Below are 11133 nucleotides of genomic sequence, written 5' to 3' on the forward strand. Positions count from 1 at the left end.
TCCTGATCGCCGGCGCCGCGAGCGGCATCGGCGCGGCAATCGCCCGGCGCTGCATCGCCGAAGGCGCAAGGGTCGTCTGCGCCGACTACGATCTGGAGCCGGCAACAAGACTCGCTGGCGCGCTCGGACCTGCCGCCGCCGCTTGCCAGTGCGACGTGACAAACATTGACTCCGCGAAATCAGCCGTCGACTTCGCCGAGAAAAGATACGGCCGCCTCGACGGGCTGGTTCACAACGCCGCCGCGCCCTCGACCAGCGCCACCGTTGTCGATCTCGACGAAAGCGCCTGGCGGCACGAGATCGATGTCGGCCTGACCGGCGCTTTCCTGATGAGCAAGTTCGCCGTGCCGCTGATCGTGGCGAGCGGCGGCGGCTCGATCGTCTTCATCGGCTCGCAATTCGGCCGTGTCGCCACCACCCGCGCCGTCGCCTATTGCGCCGCCAAGGCCGGCCTGATCCATCTCGCCAAGGCGATGGCCGTCGACCACGCCGCCGATAACATCCGCGTCAACAGCCTGTCGCCCGGCGCGGTCGCGACGACGCGCCTGCTGCGCCGGTTCGCCGATTTCGAGGCGGCCAATGCCGGCCTCGGGCCTGCCCATCTGCTCGGCCGCATCGCCGAGCCGGACGAGATCGCCGCGGCGGCGGCTTTCCTGCTTTCTTCTGACGCGTCCTTCGTCACCGGATCCGACATGCTCGTGGACGGCGGCTATGCGACGCGCTGAGCCCGAAACCTTTCCAAAGGAGTTCCCATGACCCTGCTCGTCACCGGCGGCACCGGCTTCGTCATGAGCGTGGTCGCGCGCGCATGGCTGGATCGCGATCCGCAAGCCCGCGCCGTGATCCTCGACCGGTCCGGCCTCGACGCGGCCGCCGAAAGGCACTTCGCCCCGGTGCGTGAGCGGCTGACGGTGATTTCCGCCGACATCCTCGACCCGGAGGCCTGGTCCGCGACGCTCGACAGGCAAGGCATCACGGCAATCGTCCATGGCGCGACGATCACGCCGATCTCGCGCGGCAGCGCCAAGGAGGCCAAGCGCCAGCCGGAGGCCGAGGACCCCGCGCGCATCGTGGACGTCAATCTGATGGGCACGGTGCGCATGCTGGACTGGGCGCGCACGAATCCCAACCTAAAGCGCTTCATCTATGTCAGTTCCGGTTCCGTCTACCGCCACAATGGGCCCGATTGGGCGAGAGAGCCGCTGCCGGAAGACGGCTATGTCGCGCCGCTGACGCTCTACGGCATCTCGAAATTCGCCTCCGAGATGGTCACCAACCGCTATGCTGACCTGTTCGGCCTCTCGGCGCTGTCTGTGCGGCTTGCTTCCGTCTACGGCCCGATGGACCGCGCCACCGAGAGCCGCAACTTCCGCCATGTTCCGAACCGCGTCGCGCATATGGCCTTGGCAGGCGAAATGATCAGGCCGAACAGCCTCGAACCCGTCGGCGATTACGTGGCCTCGACCGACGTCGCCGCCGCGATCCTGGCGCTGATCGATGCTCGGCACCTTAACTACCGCCACTACAATATCGGCTCCGGTTCCAGCCAGACCATCGGCGAGATCATCGGCTGGGCACGGGAGCGCGTGCCGGGACTGAAGGCCGAGGTGACGCCGGGCGAAGACGCCAATATCGTCCAGGACGTGGCGCTGAAAGGCGGCATGTGGGGCGCCTATGACATCGCCCGCATCATGCGCGACACGGAATGGCGGCCGCGCCCCGGCAAGGAAGCCTTCCACGCCTACATGGATTGGATTGCTGCCAACGAGAATTGAGCCAACGAGATCAGGAGAGACCAGCCGATGCCGACCGATCCGCAGCAAGCGCAGCAGCCGCGCGACTTTGTCGGCTACGGCCCGCACCCGCCCTTCGTCACCTGGCCGGGCGGCGTCAAGCTCGCCGTCAACCTCGTGCTCAACTACGAGGAAGGGTCGGAGTACAACTGGCTGGAAGACGGCCGCAACGACAATTGGGGCGAATACAATCTCACCGGCAGCATGCCGGTGCGCGACCTCGGCACGGAGACGCATTACGAATATGGCAGCCGTGCCGGCGTCTGGCGCCTCGCCAGGCTGTTCGACCGCTACGACATTCCAGTCACCTTTTCTGCCTGCGCCGTGGCGCTGGAGCGCAATCCGCCTCTGGTCGAGTGGATGAAAGCGCGAAGGCACGACCTGATGGGCCATGGCCTGCGCTGGATCGACTACACGGTGATGGAGCGAGGTGACGAAGAACGCCATCTGCACGAGGCGATTGCTCTCTACGAAAAGCTGCTTGGGAAGCGCCCATCGGGTTGGAATTGCCGCTCGCTGCCCAGCGTCAACACCCGCGACCTGCTGGTCGAGGAAGGCGGCTTCCTCTACCACTCCGATCCCTGCAATGACGACCTGCCCTATTTCCTTGACCACCGGGACACGCAGATCCTGGTCGTTCCTTACTCCAAGGCGCTCAACGACAGCCGCTACCTTGTGGCGCCCGGCTACAGCAATCCGCGCGACTTCGCCGAGGATTGCCGCTCGGCCATCGACTATATGCTCTCCGAAGCCGACGAGACCGGCGGCCGCATGCTGACCATCGGCATCCACGCCCGCTGGACGGGCCAGCCGAACCGCGCCTCGGGCCTGCGCGAGGTCATCGAGCATGTCCAGCAAAGCGACGGCGCCGCCTTCATGGGCCGCGAGGATATTGCGCGCTTCTGGCATGCCAACCATGCCCGCTTCGAGCAGCGCGGCTGAGGGAGCGCAACGACTTGTTCGAGACGCTGATCCGCAGCGCAACGGTGGTCAACGCCGAGGGGTTGAGCCGCTGCGATGTCGGTATCGCCGCGGGCCAGGTCGCAGCGCTGATTGCACCCGGGGAAGCCGCTGAAGCCAGAACCGTCATCGATGCCTCCGCCTGTTTCCTGCTGCCCGGTCTCGTGGATGCGCACGCGCATCTGCGCGACCCTGGGCTGACGCATAAGGAGGACTTTTCCTCGGGCACCCACGCGGCAGCACTCGGTGGCGTGACCACAGTGCTCGACATGCCGACCGACGAGCCTTGGACGGCCACCTCTGAGCAACTCGCTGACAAGATGGCGATAGCCGAAGGCCGCATCCATGTCGATGTTGGCCTGCAGGCCGTGGTCAGCCGCGATCTGCCACCCATCCCTCGCCTGCTCGACCACGCGCCGGTCTCGTTCGAGCTCTTCACCGCCGACGTGCCGGACGGATTCCTGTTTGCAACGCCCGACAGCGTAGCCGAGGCGCTGAAGGCGTTCGCCGGCGCCGATACGCTGGTCGGTATCTCGCCCGGCGACCAGTCGATCCTGGCCGGCAGCCCGGCGCGCGATCGCTCCGGCAGCATCGCCGCCTTCCTGGACAGCCGGCCGCCGCTGGCGGAAGCCAACGGCATCTCCCGGGCGCTTGTCGCCGCAGCATCGGCTGAGACAAGGATCCACGTCCGCCAAATCAACTCCGAACTGGGCGTCGAGACCTGGAGCCGGCTGCGCGGCATGGCCGACGCAAGCGTCGAGACGACGCCGCAAAATCTGTTCTTCACGGCGCAGGATTACGAGGTGCAGGGCCCCAATCTGAAGGCTTCACCACCCTTGCGCTCGCCGCACGATGTCGATGCGCTACGAGCCGCGCTGAGCGCCGGGCTGATCGACATCGTCGCCACTGATCATGCCCCGCATGCACCAGCCGAGAAGGCTGCGAGCTACGCGGCTTTCGCCGACATCCCGGGCGGCATGCCGGGATTGCAGACGCTGCTTGCCACCATGCTGAGGCTGGTGGACGAAGGGCTTATCGCCTTGCCCGACCTGGTGCGCATGTGCTCGCGCAATCCGGCCGAGCGCTTCGGCCTCGGCCGGCGCAAGGGACGCATCGCTGCCGGATATGACGCCGATCTGCTTATCCTTGACCCGCGCCGATCCAGTACCATCGCCAACGCCGATCAGGTGTCGAGGGCGGGCTACACGCCTTTCGACGGCTGGACCGTCAAAGCGCGGCTGACCAACGTCTTCCTGCGCGGCCGCGAGATCGTGCGCGACGGGCGGCTGGTCGGCCCGGCGCAAGGCAAGATCGTCACCCGGGAGCGCTGAACACCATGGCCCTGCTCGCCAACAAAACCGCCATCGTCACCGGAGCGAGCTCCGGCATCGGCCGCGCCATCGCGCTGAAATTCGCAGCCGAAGGCGCCAACGTCGTCATTGCCGATACGGTGGAGCAGCCGATCGAAGGTGGCGAGAGTACCGTGGGCATGATCAGCGCGGCCGGCGGCACCGCGATCTACCTCGAGACCGACATCTCGGAGTGGACTGCCGTCGACACGCTTGTCGGCGCAACCGTCGATCGCTTCGGTCGGCTCGACGCGATGGTCAACAATGCCGCGATCTACACCAGCACCAACCTGGTCGAGACCACGCCGGAACAATGGAGCCGCGTCATCGGCGTCAATCTGACGGGTTCTTTCTACTGCAACAAACGCGCCGTCACGCAGATGCTCACCCAGGCGCCGGTCAACGAGGTGCGCGGCCGCATCATCAACATCTCCTCGCAGCACGGCATGATCGCCTGCCCCGGTGACCTGCCCTATTCGGTAAGCAAGGGCGGCATCGTCCAGATGACGCGGCAGATCGCGGTCGACCACGCGGACGACCTGATCGTGTGCAACGCCATCGCGCCGGGCAAGATCATCACCGGCAAACCGGGCGTCGCCAACGATCCGGACGCGCTCGACTATTCGCGCCGCCGCACGCCCTGGCCAAGGCTCGGGCATCCGAACGACGTGGCGGGCGCGGCGCTGTTTCTCGCCAGCGACATGGCGAGCTACATCACCGGCACCAACCTGATGGTGGATGGCGGCTGGATGGCCGGCTGACGACCGGGCCAGTCCCCCGGCGGCAGGAACCTTTGCGGAAAACGCTCGTTGACCCTGCTGCGAGGGGGTCAACGATATCTGGGACCCGTTGCCTTGGACGCCAAAACTGAAAGAAAAGAGCGCGAAACCGCTCCCGCCGAGAAAACGCGGGCTCGGCCCCGGTCCGATCGACGCCCGCCGGGCGACGAAAAACGCGTGGAAAACAAGCGCGCCGACGATACGCGCGCGCAAGAGTCGCACGCTAATGACGGTCCGTCCGACACCAACAAGCCGGGCCTCATCAGACGCCATCCCTACATAGCCGCGATCATCGCCATCCTCATCCTGCTGGTGATCGCGGCGGTGGTCATCTGGTGGCTCAACGCGCGCCACTATGAATGGACCGACGACGCCTTCATCGACGCCCGCACCGTGACGGTCGGAGCGGAAATTGCCGGGCGCATCACCGATGTCGCCGTCACCGACAACCAGCCGGTCGAGGCCGGCGCGGTGCTTCTGCGCATCGACGACAGCGATTATCAGGCCTCCCTCAAACAGGCTGAAGCCGGCGTGGCGGCGGCGCGGGCCGAGATCGCCAATGTCCAGGCGCAGACCCAGGCGCAGAACGCCAAGATCGATGCCGCCGGCAAGCAGGTGGCGCAGGCGCAGGCGGCGCTCGAATTCGCCAAGTCCGAGGACCAGCGCAACCGCGAGCTCCTGGCCAAGGGCACGGCTACGCAGCAGCAGGCACAGCAGGCCGCTTCGACCTTGCGCCAGGACCAGGCGGCGCTGGACGCCGCCAACGCCAATGCCGAGGCAGCGAAAAGTCAGCTGGCGGTTCTGCAGGCTCAAGGCAAGAGCGCCGAGGCCAAGCTTCGGCAGGCGGAGGCGGCCGAGAACCAGGCCAAGACCACCCTCGCCCGCACGACCATCACGGCGCCCGTCGCCGGCCGTGCCACCAGCATCACTGCGGCGAAAGGCACCTATGCGCAGCCCGGCCAGGTGCTGATGATGTTCGTGCCCAACGACGTCTGGGTGAAGGCCAATTTCAAGGAAACACAGCTCGACCTGATGCGGCCGGGCCAACCCGTCGACATCGCCATCGACGCCTATCCCGAAAAGACCTTCCATGGCCGGGTCGACAGCGTCCAGGCCGGCAGCGGCACGGCGTTCAGCCTGCTGCCTGCCGAAAACGCCACCGGCAATTTCGTCAAGGTGGTGCAGCGCGTGCCGGTCAAGATCGTGTTCGATCAGCCGCCCGGCGTCTATCTCGGCCCCGGCATGTCGGTGGTTCCGACGGTCAAGGTCAGATGAGCGATGCCGCGACAGTCCAGGGCAACGAAAGCCGTTCCGCCGCCGGCGGGCGCAACCCCTGGCTGATCGCGATCGTCGTCTCGATCGCGACCTTCATGCTGGTGCTGGACACCTCGATCGCCAATGTCGCGCTGCGCAACATCGCCGGCAGCCTGGCCGCCGGCATGGACGAGAGCACATGGGTGATCACCACCTATCTCGTCGCCAACTCCGTCATCATCCCGGTCAGCGGCTGGCTGACCAGCGTCATCGGCCGCAAGCGCTATTACATGATCTGCGTCGCCACCTTCACATTTGCATCGCTGCTCTGCGGGCTGGCGCCCAATCTGCCGACGCTGATCGCCTTCCGCATCCTGCAGGGGCTCGGCGGCGGCGGCATGGCGCCGAGCGAGCAATCGATCCTCGCCGATACTTTTCCGCCGGAGAAGCGGTCCCAGGCCTTTGCGCTCTACGGCATCGCGGTGATCGTCGCGCCGACGGTCGGACCGACAATCGGCGGCTGGCTGACCGACAATTTCTCCTGGCACTGGATCTTCTTCATCAACGTGCCGTTCGGCATCATGTCGCTGGCGCTCGTGCAATGGCTGGTGATCGAGCCCGACATCCTCGAACGCGAGCGCCGGGAGCGGTTGAGCAAGGGGCTGAGAGTCGACTGGATTGGCTTCATCCTGGTGGCGATGGCGCTCGGCTGCCTCGAAGTCTTTCTCGACGAAGGCCAGCGCAACGACTGGTTCGCCTCGACCTTCATCACGACCTTCGCCGTGATCTCGGCCGTGTCGTTCCTGCTGCTGGTCCCGTGGGAGTGGACAAGGCGCGATCCGATCGTCGACATCCGCTTGCTGTTCAGCCGGCAGTTCGGCATGTCCTTCCTGGTCATGATGGCGGTGGGCGCGGTGCTCTTTAGCACCACGCAGCTTTTGCCGCAGTTGCAGCAGACGACCTTCGATTACACCGCCACGCTCTCCGGCCTCTCGATGATGCCAGGGGGCATTGCCATGCTCATGCTGATGCCGATCTCGGGCTTTGCCGCCGGCATCGTTCAGCCGCGCTATCTCATCATGTTGGGCATGTCGGTGGTCGCGGTCGCGCTCTGGCACACGACCTCGCTGACGCCCGACGCCAGCTTCAGCTTCTTCGCCTATGCCCGCGTCTATATGATGATCGGCCTGCCGTTCCTGTTCATCCCGATCTCCACCGCCGCCTATGTCGGTCTGCCGCCGCAGAAGACCGACCAGGCATCGTCGCTGATCAATGTCGCGCGCAACATCGGCGGCAGCATCGGCGTGTCGCTGTCCAACACGGTGATTGCCCAGAACGCCCAATTCCACCAGTCGGTGCTGGTCGGCCACACCGCGCAATCGAGCGACACCTATCAGCAGACGCTTCGCCAGGTAACGGATCATTTCGTCGCCGAAGGTTCGCCGCTGGTCGAGGCCAGGCAGCAGGCCGTCGGCTGGATCGGCCAGGAGATCGGCCGCCAGGCTTCGCTGCTCGCCTATGTCGATGTGTTTTTCTACTGCGCGATAGCCACGGCGGTGCTGGTGCCGTTCGCTTTGCTGCTCAGACCGCCCAAATCGGCGCCGGCGAAACGTTAAAGCATGTCTCCCGAAAGTGGGAACCGGTTTCGGGAGACATGCGTAAAATCAAAAGCCGGACGGAAAACCGCTACGCAGTTTTCCTGGCATTGCTCTAGAAGCCGAACTGTTCCTTGCGCAAAGCGTCCTCGTATTGCTTCTTCAATTCCAGAACCCTGTCGCGCACCTCATCCTCCTTGAAGTGGGCCGCTTCCCATTTGTCGATCTCGGCTATCGAGTGGTTGACGGATGCGAGTTCCTCTTCCTCCCTGATCGCCGCTATCCAATCCTCCACCGCGGCCTTGTAGGCGCTCTGAAGCTGGTCGAGATCCGACACATCGGTTTGCATGGCACACTCCGTTGGATGAGCGCGCCACTTGTAAACCGGCCGGATGAACAAACTAAGACAGGCGAGCTTCGTCCTCGGTCAGCGTCCTCTCGGCAGGCTTGCGGATTCCCCTTGTTTCACCGGACTTCCGCCTTCGGCGACATCGTGGCCGAACTCAGCTCGCATTCGACGATGCTGAGGCGGATAGGGTGATCTCCTCAGGCGCTTGCGCAAGATCAAAGAGGCGTTTTGGGAGAACGCGCTAGGATTGAATGCGTGAGGTAGGGACCAATGACCAGGCGGATCGCGATCATACAGGGCCATCCAGACCCCGCTGGCCATCATTTGCTGCATGCGATGGCAGACGCTTATGCCGAGGCTGCGAAAGCAGCCGGGCACGAGGTTCGTCGCATCGAAGTGGGGACGCTCGAGTTTTCGCTCATGCGTACACAAGCGGAATTCGAGACCGGAGCATTACCGCCGGCCCTCGTGCAACCGCGGGACGATATGCGCTGGGCCGAGCACTGGGTTTTTCTGTTCCCACTTTGGCATGGAACCATGCCGGCACTGTTCAAAGGTTTCCTTGAACATATCTTCAGGCCAGGCTTTGCCATGGAATATGGAAAGGAAGGTTTTCCGAAACAACTGCTCGCCGGCCGTTCGGCTCGCATCGTCGTCACCATGGGGATGCCGGTCTTGCTCTATCGTTGGTACTTTGGCGCCTACGGATTGCGCGGTTTCGAGCGAAGCATGCTGAGCTTTGCGGGAATCAAACCTATTCGTGAGAGCCTGTATGGCCTCACCTTCGCCGACGAAAAGAAGCGAGCTCGCTGGATCGACGATATGGGCAAGCACGGGCAACGGGGCGACTGACAAATATCATCCCGAGGTTTAAGCCACTTCCCGATTGGCTAGGGCGGGCTATCATTCGGCAATGGCGAATGCCCCGCAGGTACGTGAAGCTTCCTGAACCAGCGCTTTCCATAGCATGCAAACAACGGCAACCTCGCCACCACCGATAATCGCTCTCCGGCACGCTTGCGCGCGCAAGATCACGGCGCGATGCTGGCCGCAACTGGAGGAGACCATGCGAAACATCACGGCATCGGCGCTGCTTTTGGCGGCGGCATTCTTCACGACCAGCGCGAATGCGCTGGACAGTTCGAACACGCCCGTTGTGGTGACACCGCTGGTGTCGAAGACAACGACCGCGTCGGGCCAGCCGATCACGCTGCCGCAAAAGAACGTCGAGGTGCAGGTCTCGTCCTACCAGATCGCGCCGGGCGCAACGCTCCCGGTCCATAAACACCCCTTCCCGCGCTACGCCTATGTCGAGCAGGGAACGCTCAAGGTCACCAATGTCGAGACCGGCGCTGCCAACACCTTCAAATCAGGTGACTTCATCATCGAGATGATCGGCCAATGGCATCAGGCCACCAATATCGGCACCGATCCGGTGAAGCTTCTGGTGATCGACCAGGTCGAGCAAGGCGCCAAGAACACGATCCTGAAGCAGTAGCCGGCCGTGCGTCCGCTTCGAAGCGGTCGCCGGTTGTTGCTCAGCCCCAGGCGCCGACGGGCTGCCTTGTGGTGGCGTTCAGGCGGTTGAAGGCGTTGATCAGCGCGATCTGGATCACCAAAGCGGCGAGCGCCTTGTCGTCAAAGTGACGCGCCGCCTCGTCCCAGATGTCGTCGGGAACCGCGTCGGAACGATCGGCCAGGCGCGTCGCGGCTTCCGTCAGCGCAAGCGCCGCGCGTTCGGCATTTGTGAAGTAAGGCGTCTCGCGCCATGCCGACACGGCGAAGATCCGCTCGTCCTTCTCGCCTGCCTTCTTCAGCTCGCGCGCGTGCATGTCGACGCAGACGGCGCAGGCGTTGATCTGGCTGGCGCGCAGATGAATGAGCTTGCGCGTGACATAGGGCACGTCGCCGGCCTCGGTCGACTTGTCGAGCGCGAGCAGCGCCTGCAGCGCGCCAGGAATGAGCATCACCGGGTTCTTCAATCTTGCTTCCATCATCCGTCTCCTCGGGCTCTTTCACCGACAGGCTCGTGTCAATCAATAACCTATCAGTTATGAATAACCAATAACTTTGCAGTTATGCATTGTCAAGCGACCTTGATGGCTGGACCGATGGTTGCGGCTTTCGCGGCGGCGCGACCGGTGCTAGGGCAGCCCAACTTCTCGAAAGCATGGATGGGACCCAGTGGCGGACACGCAAAAACCCCTGATCGAAATCTGCGTCGAAGGCATCGACGGGCTGCTTGCCGCGCAAGCCGCCGGGGCCGACCGGGTCGAGCTCTGCGCCAGCCTGATCGAAGGCGGCATCACACCGAGCCTCGGCACGGTGCGCGCCGCGCTCGAAAGCGCGACCATTCCCTTCCATGTCATCGTGCGGCCGCGCGGTGGCGATTTCCTCTACAGCGAGGCTGAATACCGCTCGATGCTGGCCGATGTCGAAGCGCTTCGCGAGCTCGGCGTTGCCGGTGTCGTCGTCGGCTGCCTGACCGCCGACGGCGCCATCGACGAGACGCGCATGAGCGCGCTGGTTGAGGCCGCCGGTCCGCTCAACGTCACCTGCCACCGCGCCTTCGACATGACGCGCGATGCGGCCGAGGCGCTCGAGGCGCTGATCCGCTGCAAGGTCGGCCGCGTGCTGACCAGCGGCCAGCGCGATACGGCGCTCGAAGGCGTCGAGCTTTTGGCCGGACTCGTGCGTCTGGCGGGCGATCGCATCATCATCCTCGGCTGCGGCGCGCTGGCGCCCGATACGATCGGCGAGGTGCGCAAGCGGACCGGGCTGAACGAGATGCATTTTGCAGCCCTTGCGGATGTGCCCAGCGCCATGCGCTACCGCAATCCCAATGTCGGCATGGGCGGCACCGATCTCGACCGCGAATACCGCAACACGGTGACCGACCAGGCCAAGGTAGCGGCGACGATCGCGGCCGCGAGAGCCTGAAGGCGATGACCAGCGAACTGCAGCCGATCGAACGCGTCTCGCCCGCCGACGAGCCCGCCATCCTCGCGCTCAACAACGAGCATGCGGCGGAACTGTCCTGGCTCGAGCCGGAAC

General features: G+C 64.5%; 12 protein-coding genes and 1 pseudogene. 11 read left to right on the forward strand and 2 right to left on the reverse strand.

The window, feature by feature from the left end:
* Positions 1 to 2: 2 nt before the first annotated feature.
* From EOA23_RS26170 to EOA23_RS26200, 7 genes are all read left to right on the forward strand, one after another.
* Positions 3 to 725 (forward strand): SDR family oxidoreductase, encoded by a 723-nt coding sequence (locus EOA23_RS26170; protein ID WP_127306276.1) that lies wholly within the window; start codon positions 3 to 5, stop codon positions 723 to 725.
* A 27-nt stretch (positions 726 to 752) separates the two neighbouring features.
* Positions 753 to 1775: an NAD(P)-dependent oxidoreductase gene (locus EOA23_RS26175; protein ID WP_127306277.1), complete on the forward strand. Its 1023-nt coding sequence runs from the start codon at positions 753 to 755 to the stop codon at positions 1773 to 1775.
* A gap of 27 nt (positions 1776 to 1802) precedes the next feature.
* On the forward strand, positions 1803 to 2735 hold the full coding sequence (locus EOA23_RS26180; RefSeq protein ID WP_127306278.1) for a polysaccharide deacetylase family protein: 933 nt from the start codon (positions 1803 to 1805) through the stop codon (positions 2733 to 2735).
* Between the two features lie 14 nt (positions 2736 to 2749).
* On the forward strand, positions 2750 to 4084 hold the full coding sequence (locus EOA23_RS26185) for a dihydroorotase family protein (RefSeq protein WP_127306279.1): 1335 nt from the start codon (positions 2750 to 2752) through the stop codon (positions 4082 to 4084).
* 5 nt (positions 4085 to 4089) lie between these two features.
* Entirely contained in the window at positions 4090 to 4863 is a 774-nt protein-coding gene (locus EOA23_RS26190) for a glucose 1-dehydrogenase (protein WP_127306280.1), read from the forward strand.
* Positions 4864 to 5058: 195 nt separating this feature from the next.
* Positions 5059 to 6156, forward strand: coding sequence for an HlyD family secretion protein (locus tag EOA23_RS26195; RefSeq protein WP_127306281.1), 1098 nt, complete (start codon positions 5059 to 5061; stop codon positions 6154 to 6156).
* On the forward strand, positions 6153 to 7751 hold the full coding sequence (locus EOA23_RS26200; protein WP_127306282.1) for a DHA2 family efflux MFS transporter permease subunit: 1599 nt from the start codon (positions 6153 to 6155) through the stop codon (positions 7749 to 7751). The genes EOA23_RS26195 and EOA23_RS26200 overlap by 4 nt, the downstream gene beginning before the upstream one ends.
* Before the next feature lie 94 nt (positions 7752 to 7845).
* On the opposite strand, the gene EOA23_RS26205 is transcribed toward EOA23_RS26200, so the two are convergent.
* Entirely contained in the window at positions 7846 to 8079 is a 234-nt protein-coding gene (locus EOA23_RS26205; RefSeq protein WP_127306283.1) for a hypothetical protein, read from the reverse strand.
* Positions 8080 to 8349: 270 nt separating this feature from the next.
* Here EOA23_RS26205 and EOA23_RS26210 point away from each other — a divergent pair, with 270 nt between their 5' ends.
* On the forward strand, positions 8350 to 8931 hold the full coding sequence (locus EOA23_RS26210) for an NAD(P)H-dependent oxidoreductase (protein ID WP_127306284.1): 582 nt from the start codon (positions 8350 to 8352) through the stop codon (positions 8929 to 8931).
* Between the two features lie 214 nt (positions 8932 to 9145).
* Positions 9146 to 9577, forward strand: coding sequence for a cupin domain-containing protein (locus EOA23_RS26215; RefSeq protein ID WP_127306285.1), 432 nt, complete (start codon positions 9146 to 9148; stop codon positions 9575 to 9577).
* 40 nt (positions 9578 to 9617) lie between these two features.
* On the opposite strand, the gene EOA23_RS26220 is transcribed toward EOA23_RS26215, so the two are convergent.
* Positions 9618 to 10073 carry a carboxymuconolactone decarboxylase family protein gene (locus EOA23_RS26220; RefSeq protein ID WP_127306286.1) on the reverse strand — a complete coding sequence of 152 codons (456 nt, stop codon included), beginning with the start codon at positions 10071 to 10073 and terminating at the stop codon, positions 9618 to 9620.
* Between the two features lie 190 nt (positions 10074 to 10263).
* Between EOA23_RS26220 and EOA23_RS26225 the strand changes: the two genes are divergently transcribed.
* Positions 10264 to 11019, forward strand: coding sequence for a copper homeostasis protein CutC (locus EOA23_RS26225; RefSeq protein WP_127306287.1), 756 nt, complete (start codon positions 10264 to 10266; stop codon positions 11017 to 11019).
* 5 nt (positions 11020 to 11024) lie between these two features.
* Positions 11025 to 11133, forward strand: a pseudogene (locus EOA23_RS36620) (GNAT family N-acetyltransferase); the annotation flags it as partial.

The sequence above is a fragment of the Mesorhizobium sp. M2A.F.Ca.ET.042.01.1.1 genome (genome assembly GCF_003997405.1).
Classification (GTDB): domain Bacteria; phylum Pseudomonadota; class Alphaproteobacteria; order Rhizobiales; family Rhizobiaceae; genus Mesorhizobium.